This window comes from Streptomyces sp. NBC_00667 (genome assembly GCF_036226825.1).
GTDB lineage: Bacteria > Actinomycetota > Actinomycetes > Streptomycetales > Streptomycetaceae > Streptomyces.
Genome location: NZ_CP109022.1, coordinates 2,578,337 through 2,595,497, shown reverse-complemented (window position 1 = coordinate 2,595,497; position 17,161 = coordinate 2,578,337). Strand labels below are relative to the sequence as shown.

General features: G+C 71.2%; 15 protein-coding genes and 1 tRNA gene. 4 read left to right on the top strand and 12 right to left on the bottom strand.

Annotated elements, in window-relative coordinates:
* Positions 1-21: 21 nt before the first annotated feature.
* On the bottom strand, positions 22-1,353 hold the full coding sequence (locus OHA81_RS12155) for an ABC transporter substrate-binding protein (RefSeq protein WP_329195427.1): 1,332 nt from the start codon (positions 1,351-1,353) through the stop codon (positions 22-24).
* A gap of 113 nt (positions 1,354-1,466) precedes the next feature.
* Here OHA81_RS12155 and OHA81_RS12150 point away from each other — a divergent pair, with 113 nt between their 5' ends.
* Positions 1,467-2,492, top strand: a complete 1,026-nt coding sequence (locus OHA81_RS12150) for a LacI family DNA-binding transcriptional regulator (protein ID WP_329195426.1) — start codon at positions 1,467-1,469, stop codon at positions 2,490-2,492.
* A gap of 57 nt (positions 2,493-2,549) precedes the next feature.
* Here the strand turns inward: OHA81_RS12150 and OHA81_RS12145 are convergent.
* The 4 genes from OHA81_RS12145 to OHA81_RS12130 all read right to left on the bottom strand — a co-directional run bounded on the left by OHA81_RS12145 (position 2,550) and on the right by OHA81_RS12130 (position 5,393).
* A tRNA-His gene (locus OHA81_RS12145) sits at positions 2,550-2,622 on the bottom strand.
* A 108-nt stretch (positions 2,623-2,730) separates the two neighbouring features.
* A complete protein-coding gene (gene orn / locus OHA81_RS12140; RefSeq protein ID WP_329195424.1) occupies positions 2,731-3,333 on the bottom strand; it encodes an oligoribonuclease in 603 nt (200 codons plus the stop codon).
* 91 nt (positions 3,334-3,424) lie between these two features.
* A complete protein-coding gene (locus tag OHA81_RS12135) occupies positions 3,425-4,591 on the bottom strand; it encodes a helix-turn-helix domain-containing protein (RefSeq protein ID WP_136214349.1) in 1,167 nt (388 codons plus the stop codon).
* 376 nt (positions 4,592-4,967) lie between these two features.
* Positions 4,968-5,393, bottom strand: coding sequence for a hypothetical protein (locus tag OHA81_RS12130; protein WP_329195421.1), 426 nt, complete (start codon positions 5,391-5,393; stop codon positions 4,968-4,970).
* A 320-nt stretch (positions 5,394-5,713) separates the two neighbouring features.
* Between OHA81_RS12130 and OHA81_RS12125 the strand changes: the two genes are divergently transcribed.
* Positions 5,714-6,244: a universal stress protein gene (locus OHA81_RS12125; RefSeq protein ID WP_329195419.1), complete on the top strand. Its 531-nt coding sequence runs from the start codon at positions 5,714-5,716 to the stop codon at positions 6,242-6,244.
* A 99-nt stretch (positions 6,245-6,343) separates the two neighbouring features.
* On the top strand, positions 6,344-6,913 hold the full coding sequence (locus tag OHA81_RS12120; RefSeq protein WP_329195417.1) for an acetate uptake transporter: 570 nt from the start codon (positions 6,344-6,346) through the stop codon (positions 6,911-6,913).
* Between the two features lie 66 nt (positions 6,914-6,979).
* On the opposite strand, the gene glmS is transcribed toward OHA81_RS12120, so the two are convergent.
* From glmS to OHA81_RS12105, 3 genes are all read right to left on the bottom strand, one after another.
* A complete protein-coding gene (gene glmS / locus OHA81_RS12115) occupies positions 6,980-8,797 on the bottom strand; it encodes a glutamine--fructose-6-phosphate transaminase (isomerizing) (RefSeq protein ID WP_329195416.1) in 1,818 nt (605 codons plus the stop codon).
* Between the two features lie 78 nt (positions 8,798-8,875).
* A complete protein-coding gene (locus OHA81_RS12110; RefSeq protein WP_136214344.1) occupies positions 8,876-9,151 on the bottom strand; it encodes a hypothetical protein in 276 nt (91 codons plus the stop codon).
* Between the two features lie 106 nt (positions 9,152-9,257).
* Positions 9,258-10,157 carry a DUF4429 domain-containing protein gene (locus OHA81_RS12105; RefSeq protein ID WP_329195413.1) on the bottom strand — a complete coding sequence of 300 codons (900 nt, stop codon included), beginning with the start codon at positions 10,155-10,157 and terminating at the stop codon, positions 9,258-9,260.
* A 52-nt stretch (positions 10,158-10,209) separates the two neighbouring features.
* Here OHA81_RS12105 and OHA81_RS12100 point away from each other — a divergent pair, with 52 nt between their 5' ends.
* Complete coding sequence (locus OHA81_RS12100) at positions 10,210-11,805, top strand: beta-N-acetylhexosaminidase (RefSeq protein WP_329195412.1); 1,596 nt, start codon at positions 10,210-10,212, stop codon at positions 11,803-11,805.
* A 73-nt stretch (positions 11,806-11,878) separates the two neighbouring features.
* Here the strand turns inward: OHA81_RS12100 and OHA81_RS12095 are convergent, their stop codons facing one another.
* The 4 genes from OHA81_RS12095 to OHA81_RS12080 are packed head-to-tail and all read right to left on the bottom strand — an operon-like array spanning position 11,879 to position 17,007.
* Positions 11,879-13,660, bottom strand: coding sequence for an IucA/IucC family protein (locus OHA81_RS12095; RefSeq protein ID WP_329195410.1), 1,782 nt, complete (start codon positions 13,658-13,660; stop codon positions 11,879-11,881).
* The gene (locus tag OHA81_RS12090) at positions 13,657-14,235 is read right to left on the bottom strand and encodes a GNAT family N-acetyltransferase (protein WP_329195408.1); all 579 of its coding nucleotides are present in this window, start codon (positions 14,233-14,235) and stop codon (positions 13,657-13,659) included. The genes OHA81_RS12095 and OHA81_RS12090 overlap by 4 nt, the downstream gene beginning before the upstream one ends.
* A complete protein-coding gene (locus OHA81_RS12085) occupies positions 14,232-15,533 on the bottom strand; it encodes a lysine N(6)-hydroxylase/L-ornithine N(5)-oxygenase family protein (protein WP_329195406.1) in 1,302 nt (433 codons plus the stop codon). The genes OHA81_RS12090 and OHA81_RS12085 overlap by 4 nt, the downstream gene beginning before the upstream one ends.
* Positions 15,517-17,007, bottom strand: a complete 1,491-nt coding sequence (locus OHA81_RS12080) for a pyridoxal phosphate-dependent decarboxylase family protein (protein WP_329195404.1) — start codon at positions 17,005-17,007, stop codon at positions 15,517-15,519. Before OHA81_RS12080 ends, OHA81_RS12085 begins: the two co-directional genes overlap by 17 nt.
* Between the last annotated feature and the right edge of the window lie 154 nt (positions 17,008-17,161).

Genomic DNA, 17,161 nt, shown 5'->3' with positions numbered 1-17,161 from the left:
GTCTCGTCGCTCACCGCCGCCTCACTGGTCCAGGGCGTTGTCGATCGCCGCCACCGCGGCGTCCCAGCCCTCCTGCGCCGACCGGCCCTTCTGGTCGACCTGGAGCATCCCGACGTCCGCCAGGTTCTGTGCGATCACCAGGTCCTTCGGGCCGACCACCGTCACCGGGACGCCCTCGGCCGCCCGGGCGAAGATCTCCCCGATCGGGGCGTCGCCGAAGTAGGGGTGGTGCGCGCCCGCCACCGCGGGGAGCTTGTACGCGGCGCTCGCGCTCGGGAAACTCCCGCGCTTTTCGAACAGCTTCGCCTGCTGGGCGGGGGCCGTCAGCCAGGCGGCCAGCTTCGCCGCCTCCTGGGCGTGCCTGCCCGCCTTGGGCACCACCAGGAACGAGCCGCCCCAGTTGCTCGGCTTGGGGGCGGCGGCCACGTCCCACTTGTCCTTGCCCGCCGGACCCGCCTTGTCCTGGATGTAGCCGAGCATCCAGGCCGGGCAGGAGACGGTGGCGAAGCTGCCGTTGGAGAAGCCCTGGTCCCAGGCCGGGGTGAACTGCTGGAGCTTGGCGCTCAGCCCCTCGGAGGCGAACCGGGCCGCCAGGTCGAAGGCCCCGCGCACCGCCGGGTTGGTCTTGTAGACGACCTTGCCCTGGTCGTCGTAGAACCGCTGGGCGCTGCCGGCGGTGACGGCCGCCATCACGCCGGACGCCGAGTCCACGAACGCCTTGCCGTCGCCCGCCTTCGCCTTGTAGGCCTTGCCCGTCTCCAGGTACTTGTCCCAGTCGCCCGCCCAGAGCGCGCCGACCGCCGCCCGGTCGGTGGGCAGCCCGGCCGCCGCGAAGAGGTCCTTGCGGTAGCAGATGCCCTGCGGGCCGATGTCGGTGCCGAGCCCGACGGTCGCACCGTTCTTCGCGGTGCCCTGCGCCCACTTCCACGGCAGGTACGCCGCCTTGTCCACGCCCGGCGCCTTGCCGAGGTCGACCAGCTTGTCGGCCTGCGTCGCGGTGATCTCCGCGATGTTGTTGACCTCGACGGCCTGGACGTCGGCGAGGCCGCTGCCCGTGCCCAGGTGGGTCAGCAGCTGCGGGTAGTAGTTCTCGTTGCGCTCGATGGAGGTCTGCTCGATCCGCACACCCGGGTTCTGCGCCATGTACTCGTCGTACAGGCCGGCCTCCTTGAGCCCGAACGCGCCGAACACCCCGACGGTCAGGGTCGTCGTCGCCCCGCCCGCCCGTGGGGCGTCCTGGCCCGGGGGATCGGCGGGGTCCTGGGAGCAGCCCGCGAGGAGCAGGGCCGCGGCGGCGGCGACGGCGAGCGCCCCGAGGGGCGCGCGGGAGTGGGGACGGGATCGGGCTCGCATCGGGATCCTCCTGGAAGGACGGGACGTGCCGGGTGTCGTGTGCCACAGTGTGGGAGCGCTCCCACCGCCGTCAAGAGGCGGTCAAGAGGTAGATTCGCAGCCGGGAGGAAGCCATGAGCGGGCAAGGGCGCAGCGGGGGACGGCCGACCCTGGAGGAGGTCGCGGTCCGTGCCGGTGTGGGACGCGGCACCGTCTCCCGGGTGATCAACGGGTCCTCCAAGGTCAGCGAGCACACCAGGGCCGTCGTGGAGGCCGCCGTCGCCGAACTGGGGTACGTACCCAACCGCGCCGCCCGGGCGCTGGCCGCCAACCGTACGGACGCCGTCGCCCTCGTCATCCCCGAACCCGAGGCCCGTTTCTTCGCCGAGCCCTACTTCTCCGACGTGGTGCGCGGCGTCGGGGCCACCCTCGCCGAGACCGACGTCCAGCTGGTGCTCACCCTGGCCGGCGGGGAACGGGAGCGCCGGCGCCTCGCCCAGTACCTGTCCGGGCACCGCGTCGACGGGGTCCTGCTGGTCTCCGTGCACGCCGGGGACCCGCTGCCGGAGCTCTTGGCCGAGCTGGGCATCCCGACCGTGATCAGCGGGCGCCGCTCGGCCGACGAGGCCCTGCCCTGCGTGGACTCCGACAACCTGGCGGGCGCCGCCGGGGCCGTGGCCCACCTGCTGGGACGGGGCCGCCGGTCGGTGGCCACCATCACCGGGCCGCGGGACGTGTACGGGGCGCAGTGCCGGCTCGACGGCTACCGGCAGGCCCTCGCCGCGGCCGGGCACGCCGTGGACGAGCAGCTGATCGCGGCGGGCGACTTCACCGAGGAGGGCGGCCGCAGGGCCATGCGGGAGCTGCTGGAGCGGCGCCCCGCCCTGGACGCCGTCTTCGCCGCCTCGGACGTCATGGCGGCGGGCGCCCGCCTGGAGCTGCGCGCGGCGGGCCGCCGGATACCGCAGGACGTGGCGCTGGTGGGTTTCGACGACTCGGTGGTGGCCCGGCACATGGACCCGCCGCTGACCAGCGTGCGCCAGCCGATCGAGGAGATGGGCAGGACCATGGCGCGGCTGCTGCTGGAGCGGATCGCGGGCGGGCCGGCGGACGCCGCCGTCGTGCTGCCGACCGAGCTGGTGGTCCGGGAGTCCTCCTGAGGTGCCCGGACATGCGGAAGGCCCCGGCCGCTTCCGCGTACCGGGGCCTTCCCACAGGGTGAGTGACGGGACTTGAACCCGCGGCCACCTGGACCACAACCAGGTGCTCTACCAACTGAGCTACACCCACCATGTCCGGTCGTGTGAGCGACCGGCCGAAGAAAAGGGTACAGGGTCCGGGAGGGTGCTCGCTCCCCCCTTTCGCCGCGCTCCCTCCGCCCGGCCGCCCGGCCGGCTCCTACTCGTCGGCGACGACGTACTTCGCGGCGATGGTGCGCGCCGTGTCCGAGTCGGGCCCGGGCTGCGGGACGAACACCGCCTCGCGGTAGTAGCGCAGCTCGGCGATGGACTCCTTGATGTCCGCGAGCGCCCGGTGGTTGCCGTTCTTCGGCGGACTGTTGAAGTACGCCCGCGGGTACCAGCGGCGCGCCAGCTCCTTGACCGAGGACACGTCAACGATCCGGTAGTGCAGGTACGACTCCAGCGCGGCCATGTCCCGCAGCAGGAAGCCGCGGTCGGTGCCGACCGAGTTCCCGCACAGCGGGGCCTTGCCGGGCTCCTTCACGTGCTCCCGTACGTACGCCAGGACCTGCGCCTCGGCGTCCGCGAGGGTGGTTCCGCCGGGCAGCTCGTCGAGCAGGCCGGAGGCGGTGTGCATCTGGCGCACCACGTCGGGCATGGTCTCCAGGGCCGCGTCCGGCGGGCGGATCACGATGTCCACGCCTTCGCCGAGCACGTTCAGCTCCGAGTCGGTGACCAGTGCGGCCACCTCGATAAGTGCGTCGTCCGTCAACGAGAGCCCGGTCATCTCGCAGTCGATCCACACCATGCGATCGTTCATGAACCCCACCTTAGGGGGTCCCGCGACGCGAAGGTCCCCCACATCGGGGACGCCGATGTGGGGGACCTTCGTCACACGCCCGTGGCAGGGGCTACGCGTGCTCGCGCAGGACCCGGCCCGGTGAGTACAGCTCGGTGACCGTCGGACCGGCCGCGGCCAGGGCCGCCGCCGCCCGCTGCGGAGTGCGCTGGTGCGGCACCGGACCACCCGAGAGCTCGGCCACGTGCGGCACGTCGGCCTGCGGCCGGCGCGCCCGGTAGGCGGAGCGGTAGGCGGCCGGGGAGGACCCCAGCTGGCGCCGGAAGTGACCGCGCAGCGCGACGGGCGAACGGAACCCGCAGCGCCCGGCGACCTCGTCGACCGAGTAGTCGGAGGTCTCCAGCAGCCGCTGCGCCTGGAGCACGCGCTGGGTGATCAGCCACTGCAGCGGCGCGCTGCCGGTGAGCGAGCGGAACCGGCGGTCGAAGGTGCGCCTGCTCATGTAGGCGCGGGCGGCCAGGGTCTCCACGTCGAACTGCTCGTGGAGGTGCTCCAGCGCCCAGGCGACGACCTCGGCCAGCGGGTCGGCGCCGATCTCCTCCGGCAGCGACCGGTCGAGGTAGCGCTCCTGGCCGCCGGTGCGGCGCGGCGGGACGACGAGCCGGCGGGCCAGTGCCCCGGCCGCCTCGCTGCCGTGGTCCGTGCGCACGATGTGCAGGCACAGGTCGATTCCGGCCGCGGTGCCCGCGGAGGTCAGTACGTCGCCGTCGTCGACGAACAGCTCGCGCGGGTCGACGTGGACGGACGGGTACCGCTTGGCCAGCGTCGGCGCGTACATCCAGTGCGTCGTCGCGGGCCGGCCGTCGAGCAGACCGGCGGCGGCGAGCACGAAGGCCCCCGTGCACAGTCCGACGATCCGGGCCCCCTCCTCGTGCGCCAGACGCAGTGCGTCGAGCGCCTCGGGCGGCGGCGGTGAAGTGATGGACCGCCAGGCCGGAACGACGACCGTGCCCGCCCGGGCGATCGCCTCCAGCCCGTACGGCGCGGTCAGTTCGAGTCCGCCGGTGGTCCGCAGCGGACCGTCCTCACCTGCGCACACGAGTAGTCGGTAGCGTGGAACTCCCGCGTCCTGCCGGTCGATGCCGAACACGGAAAGTGGAATGGAACTCTCGAAGATCGGTCCGCCGCTGAACAGCAGCACCGCGACGATCTCCCTGCGGCGACGCCCCGCGAGCTTCCGGCCCGCGTCCGCGACGACTGCGGTGGAATCCTGGCTCATGGCGCTAAGCCCCCCTTGGGTGTCGCGACTCCTTGGTCTGGTCGCACCTGCACGTTTCCCCTCGGCCTTGCACGTGGATCCCCCGCCGTAAATACATGATCGAATCTACTGCGTCCCGTGGTGTCGGCGTGACAAGTTCAGCACGCAGCGCTATGTCGACTTGGCAACTTGGCGAAAAGCATTCGATCAGTAAGGGTTCCACTCCGCTACCCGTTCAGGAAGCGCTCGGTCCGGCCATGGCCAGTACTCATGGGGTCGACGGCGCACCGGTGCTCCGTCGTCGCTGGTGGTAGGGGGGTTGGGGGGACATTCCGGCAAGGAACGGACCCTGCCGGGAAGTTGGCCGAAAACAGCCGGGTGTGTACGTGCGAACCGGTCAGTCGTGCGGGGACAGCGGTCCGGGGGAGTGGCAGCCGCGGTGTGAACCGGCCCCGCTGCGCGAGTGCCGCCCGCGGTGGGCGGACGGGAACGCTTCCTCGGAGCGGATCCGGGCCGCGGCCCGCTCCGCCTTCTCCGAGTGCCGCAGCAGCGCCCGGCAGGCGGCGGTGACGGCCGCCAGACCGAGCGTCGCGACGGCGGCCCCGCCGAAGGAGGTCCCGTAGACGACGAGGACCACGGGGACCAGCAGACAGCTGAACGCGGCCCAGCGCACCACTTCACCCGCCGGGTCGTCGTGCGAGTGCCGCGCGGCGCGCACGGACGGGTGAACGGTGGAGGGGACGAAACGGCGGCCCGGTCCGGCGGACCGGGCGGACTGCGTCGGCGGAGCGGGCTGGACGGGGCGATCCCGATGGCCGGGCACGGCGTACTCCCTGCGGCTCTTCCTGGACGGTCGGACCCGTGTCCAACGGCGGCCGGCGGGACTCGGTCACTGCGCACACGGGTGGCGCACCGCGCTCTCGTCACTGGCTGTAGGGGACAGTCGCCATTGCCAACGCGCCGCCCCTCGGGCATGCTCCCTGGGACGCTCCTCAAGGGCGGCAAGCCCTGTGCAGGACAAGGGTGTCGCCGTACCCTGGGGGGTAAGGGCTTGGGAAGATGCTTCCCGGACAGAGCTCCGTCACAGTGCGTCGCCGAAATCTCCCCCGTCGCTTCCCCCGAGGACCCTTCGCCGAGACACCCATGGCCGGTCACGAATACTCCGAACCCGCGGACCGCAAGCGCAAGCGCCTCGCCGACCCCGCGTCGGCCGACCTGCGCGCGGTGGAACAGACGCGCCACCCTTGCGACCCTGCCTTCCGGCACGGCGTCGTGGTCGGCTTCGACGGCTCCACATCCAGCGAGCGCGCCCTCGCGTACGCCATCGGGATGGCCCGCCGCTCCGGATCCGGCCTGATCATCGTCCATGTGGCCAACCGGCTGCCCACCACCGTGTGGGCGGGCTGCGAGCCGCCCGTCTTCGTGGACGTCCCGGACCACCGCACGGAAGTGCTCGGGCTGGAACTCGCCTGCGCGGACTACCTGGCCGAGGTGCCGTGGATCCTGGTCGAGCGGGGCGGCGACATCTGCCACGAACTGGAGGAGGTCGGCCGGGAGTACTCGGCGGACGCCATCGTGGTCGGCTCCACGCACGGCATCGTCGGCCGGATCTTCGGCTCGGTGGCGGGACGCCTGGCCAAACGGGCACAACGACCCGTTGTTGTCATTCCGTAACACTCCGTTCGCCGGTTGTGCGGTTGTGAACCCCTTTGTAAGGGGTAGATAAATGCTGCTGGGACGCAGCAAACAACTGCAGATCGAAGGGAGCCCGCCGTGGACAATGGTGTCTCTGCGGGAAGCACGGCCTCGACTTCGACCCTCGGGCACATAGCCCTGGGTCTCACCCTTCTCGCATTCGGTATCGGCCACACCGGCATCATCAGCGGCGTGAGCGCGGCAGACTCCGTATCCCTCGCGATGTACGTGGGCGGTCTCGCCCTCTTCGTCCTCGGACTCCTGGAGTTCCGCGGCGGCAACGGCTTCAACGGCACCGCGTTCGCGGGGCTCGGGGCCTTCTGGTTCACCTGGGCCGGCGGAGCCGACGCCAAGGTGTCGGCGCACGCGGCCGGCCTGTTCCTGGTCCTCTTCGCCCTCCTGGCCCTCACCCTGACGCTGGGTGCGGCCGCCGGACCGTTCGGGCAGGGCGTCTACGGCCTGCTCACCCTCTCCCTGGTGCTCCTCGCGGTGGGCGCCTTCGCGGGCAGCGGCGGACTGGGCAAGGTCGCCGGCTGGGTGGCGGCGGTCGGCGGACTGCTGGCCTGGTACGGGGCGACGGCCGCACTGGCCCACTGGCCGATGGCGGTCGGCCGGGGCTCGCGGCGCGGCGCGGTAGCGGCCGGGTGACGGACGCGCACAGGGGAACGGGCCCCGGGGGAAGTCCCCCCGGGGCCCGTTCCGTGCGGTGCGTGCCTACTCGACCGTGACCGACTTCGCCAGGTTGCGCGGCTTGTCGATGTCCCGGCCCAGGGCCAGGGCGGTGTGGTACGCCAGCAGCTGGAGCGGGATGCCCATCAGGATCGGGTCCAGCTCGTCCTCGTTCTTGGGGACGATGATCGTGTGGTCGGCCTTCTCCTGCTCGCGGTGGGCGACCGCGAGGATCCGGCCGCTGCGGGCCTTGATCTCCTCCAGCGCCGCGCGGTTCTTGTCCAGCAGGTCGTCGTCGGGGACGATCGCGACCGTCGGCATCGCCGGCTCGATGAGCGCGAGCGGACCGTGCTTGAGCTCGGAGGCGGGGTAGGCCTCGGCGTGGATGTAGGAGATCTCCTTGAGCTTGAGGGAGGCCTCCAGGGCAACGGGGTAGCCGCGCACCCGGCCGATGAACATCATCGACTTGGCCTCGGCGTACTCGGCCGCCAGCTTCTTGATGTCCTCCTCGCCCTCCAGGATCTCCTGGATCTGGGCGGGCAGCTTGCGCAGGCCCTCGATGATCCGCTTGCCGTCGGTCACCGACAGGTCCCGGATCCGCCCCAGGTGCACGGCGAGCAGCGCGAACGCCACGACCGTGTTGGTGAAGCACTTGGTGGACACGACGCAGACCTCGGGACCGGCGTGCACGTACACGCCGCCGTCGGCCTCGCGGGCGATGGCGGAGCCGACCACGTTGACCACGCCGAGGACGCGGGCGCCCTTGCGCTTGAGCTCCTGGACGGCCGCGAGGACGTCGTAGGTCTCACCCGACTGGGAGACCGCGATGTACAGGGTGTCCGGGTCCACGACCGCGTTGCGGTAGCGGAACTCGGAGGCAGGCTCGGCGTCGGCGGGGATGCGCGCCATGCCCTCGATGAGGCCGGCACCGATCAGGCCCGCGTGGTACGAGGTGCCGCAGCCCAGGATCTTGACCCGGCGGATGCCGCGCGCCTCGCGCGGGTCCAGGTTCAGGCCGCCCAGGTGGACGGTGGAGAAGCGGTCGTCGATGCGGCCGCGCAGCACGCGGTCGACGGCCTCCGCCTGCTCGGAGATCTCCTTGTGCATGTACGTGTCGTGGCCGCCCATGTCGTAGGAGGCGGCCTCCCACTCCACGGTCTCCGGCGTGGCGGTGGTCGTCGTACCGGAGGTGGTGTAGGTACGGAAGTCGTCGGCCTTGAGGGTGGCCATCTCGCCGTCGTCCAGGGTGACGATCTGGCGGGTGTGGGCGACGAGCGCGGCGACGTCCGAGGCGACGAACATCTCCTTCTCGCCGATGCCGAGGACGACCGGGGAGCCGTTGCGGGCGACCACGATGCGGTCGGGGAAGTCGGCGTGCATGACGGCGATGCCGTAGGTGCCCTCGACGACCTTGAGCGCCTCGCGGACCTTCTCCTCCAGGGAGTCGGCCTGCGAGCGGGCGATCAGGTGGACGAGCACCTCGGTGTCGGTCTCGGAGACGAAGACGACGCCGTCGGCCTCCAGCTTGGCGCGCAGCTCGGAGGCGTTGTCCACGATGCCGTTGTGGACGACCGCGACCTTGTTCTCGGCGTCGAGGTGCGGGTGGGAGTTGATGTCACTCGGGGCGCCGTGGGTGGCCCAGCGGGTGTGGGCGATGCCGGTGGTGCCGGCGAACCGCTTGGGCACGCGGGACTCGAGCTCGCGGACCCGGCCCTTGGCCTTGACGACCTTGAGGGCCGAGGACTTCGGGCTGTTGACGACGATGCCCGCGGAGTCGTAACCGCGGTACTCCAGGCGCTGGAGCCCCTCCAGCAGCAGCGGTGCGACGTCACGCTTGCCGATGTATCCCACAATTCCGCACATACGGTCTTGCCCCTCCTGAGGTTCGGTGGATCGTGCTCGTGTCCGGCCGTCGGCCGCCCGGCCCCGCGGGGCCGGGGCTCACCCGTAGACGATGCGGCGCAGCTGCCGGAGCGAGAGCTCCGGGGGCGCCACGGCGCGGTGCGGCAGTTCGGCCGCGATGCGTTCGAAGATCTCCGCGTTGACGGAGCCGCCGGACTGCAGTTCGCGGTGGCGGCGGCGGACGAACGCCTCGGTCGTCTCGTCGAAGTAGGCGAGCACGTCGAGCACCACCCGGGCGGCTTCGCCTCGCTGCAGCGAGGTACTGCGCACCAGGTGGTCGACGAGGTCGTCATGCGACGGGCGGCGGTCGAGCACCCGTAGATACTGACGGCCCGCAGGCTGGAACGCAAAGATCCTGCCCGAAAACGGGCAGGATCGGGCTGGTCTGGACCAAGGAATGTCTGCTTCCGGTGGGACTCGCTTAGAAATGTCCCAAAATGGCGGCTTTTGCGGTCAGGAACTCCTCAGGGGTGAGGACGCCCTCCTTGTGCAGCTCGCCGAGCTCGCGCAGCCGGCGCAGGAGCACGTCGTGGTCCGCGGCGGGGGCGGGGGCGGGGACGGCCCGGCCCGCCCCGGCTTCGGGCGTTCCGGCCTCCCGCGCCCGGGTCGCGCGTTCTGCGGACGGGTGGGGGAGGCGTACCGTCACGGCCGCCGCGACCAGCGCGGTCAGCAGCTCCTTCTTGCCGAAGCCGAAGAGTTCCGCCGCGTACGGGTCGTACTTGGGCGCGGGCGCCGCCTGCGCACCCGTCAGAGTGAACCGGAGCCAGCCATTCGAGAGGCCCTTCGCCGGGACCCAGTCCACCGCCCGTACGTCCGCCATGCGGAACCGGCTCGGGCCGGCCGAGTGCTTGGCGTCCTCCGCCGTCCAGTTCCAGTCCAGCGTGAGCGCGTCGCCGTCGAAGGACACCGTCGAGTCGCCCGCCTCGGCCGTGACCGGCACCGGCGGCCCGGGCAGCAGGTACGCGTCGGCCGGGCCGGGATCGACCTGGTCGAGCAGCAGCGCGTTGCGCACCTCGTCCACGAAGTACTCCGCGACCGCGGCCCTGGCCGCGTCCACGGTCAGCTTGTACGGGTCGGCGGCGTCGGGCAGCCGGCCGCCCGTGCCCTGCGTCAGCGGGTCGGCGCCGTCCCGTAGCCGAAGGCGCAGCCGGCCCGACTTGCGGCCCGGCTCAAAGGAGACGCCGGCGATCGCGTGGAGCGGTACCGAAAGTTCCCCGAGGGCCTGGCGCAGCGGGCCGACGTCCTTGTCCCGGCCCGGCACGATGCGTACCGCGTCGCCGTCGAAGGTCCATGTGCCGTCCTTCTGGATGATTTCCGCCATCTTGCGATTCTGCCACCGGTGTTGACGGCCGCGGTGGCCTATACCTGGGCTCATGAGAGTCCTGCGACGCACGCTCGGTACCCTCCTCGTCCTCGGCGGCGCGGCCCTGTCCTGCGCCGCCGCCCACGGCGTCGACGCCGGGCCGGCCGACGGCCGCCCGGCCGCCCGCCCCGCCGCCGCGCTGACCCCGTACGAACGGCTGCTGCCCGCGCCGGCCTCCGTGCGGGTGGCGGGCGCCGGGTACCGCTTCGGGGCGGGCACGGTGATCCGTGCCTCCGGCCCGTCCGAGGAGGTCCGGCGGGTCGGGGAGCTGCTGGCGGAGCAACTGCGCGCATCGAGCGGGCTGCGGCTGCCGGTGGTCGACGCGGCGACCGGGGACGGGGTGCGGCTGCGCCTGGACGCGGCGGCGCCCGGGCTGGGGGCCGAGGGTTACCGGCTGGAGACCCGGGCGGACGGGGTCACGCTCACCGCCCGGACCCCCGCCGGGCTGTTCCACGCGGGGCAGACGCTGCGCCAGCTGCTGCCGGTGCGCGGAGCGGGGACGGTGCCGGGCGGGACGGTCACGGACGCGCCGAGGTTCGCGTACCGGGGCGCGATGATCGACGTCGCGCGGCACTACTTCACGGTCGAGCAGGTCAAGCGGTACGTGGACCAGCTCGCCCAGTACAAGGTGAACACCCTGCACGTCCACCTCACCGACGACCAGGGCTGGCGGCTGGAGTCCGCGTCCTGGCCCAGGCTCGCGCAGTACGGCGGCGCCGGGGAGGTGGGCGGCGGGCCGGGCGGCCACTGGACGAAGGACGAGTACCGGGACCTGGTGGCGTACGCGGGCGAGCGGTACGTGGACGTGGTGCCCGAGATCGACATGCCGGGCCACGTGAACGCGGCGCTGGCCTCGTACGCGGAACTGAACTGCGACGGCAAGGCGCGGGAGCGGTACACGGGGACGAAGGTCGGGTTCAGCTCGCTGTGCGTCGGCAAGGAGCGGACGTACGAGTTCATCGACGACGTGCTCGGTGAACTCGCCGAGCTGACTCCCGGCCGCTACCTCCACATCGGCGGCGACGAGGCGCACTCCACCCCGGCGGCGGAGTACGCGGCGTTCATGGACCGGGCGCAGGAGGTGGTGGGCCGCCACGGCAAGACGGTGGTGGCCTGGCACCAGCTGGCGGCGGCCCGGCCGGCGCCGGGGGCGGTGCTCCAGTACTGGGGCCACGGGGGGACCCCGGCGAAGGAGAAGGAGCACCTCGCGCAGGTGGTGCAGGCGGGCCACCCGTTGATCCTGTCGCCCGCGGACCGGCTGTACCTGGACATGAAGTACGACACCACGACGAAGCCCGGCCTGGCGTGGGCGGGCTACGTCCCGGTCAAGCGGTCCTACGACTGGGACCCGGGGGCCTTCCTCCCGGGGGTCGCGGAGTCGGCCGTCCTGGGGGTCGAGGCGCCGCTGTGGACGGAGACCATCGCGACCCGCGCCGACTGGGAGTTCATGGCCTTCCCGCGGATGCTGGGCCTGGCGGAGCTGGGCTGGTCCCCGGCGGGGGCGCGGAACTGGGCGGGCTACAGCCGCCGCCTCGGGGCGCAGGGCCCGCGCCTGGACGCGCAGGACATCACCTACTACCGGGCGGCGGAGGTTCCCTGGCCGTAGCGGCCCGCCCGCCGGCCCGAACTCCGGGCCGGACGGGTGTCGAGGGACCGTGTCGACACCCGCCCGCCCCGGTTCACCGTCGCGCGAAGGGGGCGACGGGGTTCTTGAGGGTGCCGATCAGCTGGAGGGCCGCAGACGGGTCGGTGAGGTCGACCATCTGCTGGTTGTCGCGCAGCTGGAGCCGGTTGAGGCAGGACAGCTGGAACTCCGGCGCGAACAGGTCGTAGCGGGCGAAGCGGTCCGCCAGCTCCGGCATCGACTCCTGGTAGGCGTGGGCGCAGTCGGCCACCGCCCGCCAGAAGGTCTCCTCCTCGCAGATGCCCTCCGCCGCCAGGATCGGGGCCAGGAAGCGGAAGAAGCAGTCGAAGACGTCCGTGAAGACCGACAGGAGCTTCATGTCCTCCGGGACGTCCGCCCGGATCCGCTCGACCGCCGGCGGCAGGACCGCGTCCGGGTCCATGACCACGATCTCCTCGGCGATGTCCTTGAAGATCGCCCGCCTCACCGCACCGCCCTCGATGACGAGGATCGTGTTCTCGCCGTGCGGCATGTACGCCAGGTCGTAGGCGTAGAAGCAGTGCAGGAGCGGGACCAGGTAGGCGCGCAGGTACGAGGCCAGCCACTCCTCGGCCGGCAGCTTCGACTCCTCGATCAGGGCGCCCACGAAGGACTTGCCCTCGGAGTCGACGTGGAGGAGGGACGCCATCGTGGCGAGGCGCTCGCCCTCCCGCAGCGAGGCGACCGGCGATTCGCGCCACAGGGCCGCCAGCATCTTGCGGTACGGCGAGTACCGGTCCGTCGCGCGCTCGTACTGGCGGTGGTGGTAGCCGATCGCCGCCCGCTCGCGGATGATCGAGAAGTCCACCGACCGCAGGACGGCGTCGGACACGATCAGCTGGTGGAGCCAGTCGTTGATCGCCGGGGTGGCTTCCATGTACGCCGCCGACAGGCCCCGCATGAAGCCCATGTTGAGCACCGAGATGGCGGTCTTCACGTAGTGCTTCCCGGGGGCGCTGGCGTTGAAGAACGTACGGATGGACTGCTGCGCCAGGTAGTCGTCCGAGCCCTCGCCCAGCAGGACGAGACGGCGGTTCGCGATCTCCGCCGCGAAGGTGACCGTCGTCTTGTTCCACCACTGCCAGGGGTGGACGGGGAAGAGGTGGTAGTCCGCCGGGTCGAGGCCCAGCGAGACGAGGCGGGCGGCGAAGGCCGCGACGGTCTCCTCGCCCAGCTCCTCGCGCATGAACGAGTCGTGGTCCAGGCCCGCGCCCGCCGTGAAGGTGGAGACGTCCTTGTGGGTCGCCACCCACACCAGGTGGACCGGGCTCGCCGCCTCCGGGGCGTACGCGAGGTACTCGTGCACGCCGAAACCGAGGCGGCCGTTGTTCGCCACGAAGCAGGGATGGCCCTCGGTCATGCCGGTCTCGATGTCCTGGAAGGAGGACTTGGCCAGGACGGAGGAGGAGACCTGCGGCTTCGTGTACTTGAACCCGGAACCCGCCAGGGTGGAGGAGATCTCCTCCAGGTACACCGGCAGGACCTCCGCGCTCAGGCCGAGCGTCTCGCGCAGCTCGATGTGGAAGTCCAGGGCGTCGAGGGGGAGCTCGGCCCCGTCCCGGTGGCGGGTGATCGAGGACTCGTCCACCGCCCAGTGGTCCAGCGCGTACAGGGCGGCGCGGAACCGGTACTCCACGGTGCCGTCGTCGCTGGAGACCGCGTACCGCTCGTCGCCGATCGGCTCGGGGGTCAGCAGGCGCTCGTGCGAGAACTCCGCGAGGGCCTTGCGCACCAGGGCGCGGTTGGCCCGCGCCCACAGCTCGGGGGAGAGGTGGGAGACGGCGTCGGCGAGGCTCATATGGATCCCTCCCGGGTGGCCGCTTCGAACTGCTCGCGGGTGCAGAAGCTCAGCAGCGCTTCCTTCTCCGGCTTGCGCACGGGGCCCTGCGCCGTGAAGCCGACGGCCGCGTTGAGGGCGTGCACGGCGGTGTTGCGGACGTCCGGCTCGACCACCACGCGCCGGGTGGCGGGGTCCGCGAAGAGGGCCGCCATGACGGTGGTGATGACCGCGCGGGTGAAGCCGTGGACGGGAGTGTCGCTGGGGGCCACCAGGAAGTGCATGCCGACGTCGCCCGGCCGGGCGTCGTACAGGCCGACCAGCTCCAGCCGGCTCGGGTCGTACTTCTCCATCAGGAACGCGGGGCGGCCGTCGTGGAGGCCGATGAAGGCCTCGTGGTGCTCGGCGGCGGCGATCCGCATGTACTCGCGCTCCACGTCCGGCAAGGAGGCGTCGCCCATCATCCAGAAGGCCGCTTTGGGGTGCGTGACCCAGCCGTGCAGCAGCTCCGCGTCGGAGAAGGGGTCCAGGGGGCGCAGGGCGAAGTCGCCGAGGGCCGGATCGGTCCGGGTGAACAGGAGTTCGGTGGTGCTCATACGAGGGTGCCTTCCGGGGCCGTGAACTGCTGGAACGCGATGGACTTCTCGACCTTGTAGTGCTCGCGGCCGAGGAGCTCTCCGATGATGTACGCGTTGCGGTACGCGGCCATGCCCAAGTCGGGGGAGGTGACGGAGTGGTTGTGGACGGTGCCGTTCTGCAGGAAGATCCCGCGGCCCGTCACGTCGATGCTGTAGTTGCGGGCCGCGTCGGGCCGGCCGTGGCCGTCGAAGCGCAGCCGGTCGCGTACGGGTGCCAGGAACTCCGGCAGGGTGTAGCGGTAGCCGGTGGCGAGGACCAGGCCCTCGGTGGCGAGGGAGAAGTCACGTTCCTGCTCCTCCTGGCGCAGGCCGAGGGTGTACGTGCCCGTCGTGGTGTCGTACGCGGCCGAGTTCAGCGAGGTGTTGGTCAGCAGGGTGGTCGGTACCGGGCCGGGGCTGCTGATCTTCTTCTGGTAGAGCAGGTCGAAGATGGCGTTGATCAGCTCGCCGTCGATGCCCTTGAACAGGTTCTTCTGCTGCGACTCCAGCCGGTAGCGGGTCTCCTCGGGCAGCGCGTGGAAGTAGTCCACGTACTCGGGGGACGTCATCTCCAGCGTCAGCTTCGTGTACTCCAGCGGGAAGAAGCGGGGGGAGCGGGTGACCCAGTTGAGCCGGTAGCCGTGTACGTCGATCTCGCTGAGGAGGTCGTAGTAGATCTCGGCGGCGCTCTGCCCGGAGCCGACCAGGGTGATCGACTTCTTCTGCTGGAGCTGCGCCTTGCGGTCCATGTAGGCGCTGTTGTGGGTGAAGTCGCCGCCCAGGCCCTCGCAGGCGGACGGCACGAACGGCGGGGTGCCGGTGCCCAGGACCAGGCGGCGGGCGAGGTGGGTCTCCCCGCGGTCGGTGTGGACCTCGTACAGCCCGGCCCGTTCGTCGTAGGTGACCTCGGTGACGGAGGTCGAGTACAGGACGTTGTCGAGGCGGTCCGCGGCCCAGCGGCAGTAGTCGTTGTACTCGGCGCGCAGCGGGTAGAAGTTCTCCCGGATGTAGAAGGAGTACAGCCGGTCCTTGTCCTTGAGGTAGTTCAGAAAGGAGAAGGGCGAGGTCGGGTCGGCGAGGGTGACGAGGTCCGACATGAACGGCGTCTGCAGGTGCGCGCCGTCCAGGAACATCCCGGCGTGCCACTCGAAGTGCGGCTTCGACTCGATGAAGAGCCCGTCGAGCCCGTCGATCGGTGCGGTCAGGCAGGCGAGTCCCAGGTTGAAGGGACCGAGGCCGATACCGATGAAGTCACGGGGTTCACGAGTGGACGGCAAGGGATGCTCCCAGGTACTGCTCGGCGTGTACGGCGAGGAGGTCGAGGACGGCCGAGATGTCGGACGCCGTGGTCTGCGGGTTGAGGAGGGTGAACTTGAGGTACTGCCTGCCGTCGACCTTGGTGCCGGCGACGACGGCCTCGCCGGAGGCGAACAGGGCCTTGCGGGCGTGGAGGTTGGCCTCGTCGACCAGGTCCGGCCGCAGGTCGCCCGCGGGGACGTAGCGGAAGACGAGGGTGGAGATCGTGGGGCGTACGACGACCTCGAAGCGGGGGTCGGCGTCGAGGAGTTCCCAGCCTGCCGCCGCCAGGTCGATGACCTCGTCGAAGAGCGAGCCGATGCCGTCGGCGCCCATCACGCGCAGGGTCATCCAGAGCTTGAGGGCGTCGAAGCGGCGCGTCGTCTGGAGGGACTTGTCGACCTGGTTCGGGATCCGCTCCTCGGCCATGCGCCGCGGGTTGAGGTAGTCCGCGTGGTACGTGGCGTGCCGGAGGGTGTCGCGTTCGCGGACCAGGACGGCGCTGGAACTGACGGGCTGGAAGAAGGACTTGTGGTAGTCGACGGTGACCGAGTCGGCGTGCTCGATGCCGTCGAGGAGGTGCCGGCGGGTGGGGGAGACCAGCAGTCCGCAGCCGTACGCGGCGTCCACGTGCATCCACGTGGAGTGCTCGGCGGCGAGGCGGGCGATCTCGGGGAGCGGGTCGATGGACCCGAAGTCGGTGGTGCCGGCGGTGGCGACGACGGCCATCGGCACGAGGCCCTCGCGGGCGCAGCTCTCCAGTTCCAGGGCCAGCGCGGAGGTGTCCATACGGCGGCCCAGGTCGACGGGGACGGAGATCACGGCCTCGTAGCCCATGCCCAGCATGGCGGCGGACTTGCGGACGCTGAAGTGGCTCGCCTCGGAGGCCAGGATGCGCAGTCGCGGCAGGAGTTCGGCCTTGGTGAGTTCCCGGCCCTCGGCACGGGCCCGCTGGAGGGCGATGCGGCAGGCCTCGTCCCGGGCCAGTAGCAGGGCGTGGAAGTTGGACTGGCTGCCGCCGGAGGTGAACACGCCGTCGGCGCGCGGGCCCAGGCCGATGCGGCCGGCGGTCCAGTCGATCAGGCGGCGCTCGATGAGGGTGCCGCCGATCGACTGGTCCCAGGTGTCCATCGAGGAGTTGACGGCGGAGAGGATCGCCTCGCCGAGCACGGCGGGGATGACGACGGGGCAGTTGAGGTGCCCGAGGTAGCGGGGGTGGTGGAAGTACACCGCGTCCCGCAGGTAGACCTCTTCGAGCTCGTCGAGGGCGGCGGCGGGGTCTTCGAGGGGCTTGTCGAGGTCGATCCCGTTGATGACCGGGGCGAGTGCGTCGACGGAAATACCGGTGTGGGGCCGTTCCGTGGTGGCCAGTTTGGCGGCGACACGGTCGACGCCTTCGGTCACGGAACGCCGGTAGAGGTCCGCGGTCGTCTCATTGAGCAGATGCGAACGCATCAACTTTCCTCCGGACAGGGGGCAGTGGGGGTGGACGGTGGTGCTCCGAAATGCTTGCTTAGGTTAGCCTAACCTAACCATTTTGCCCAACAGAGAGGGCCCCGGCCGAAACGGCCGGGGCCCTCTGAACGGGGGTCGGTGCAAGGGGAGTTGG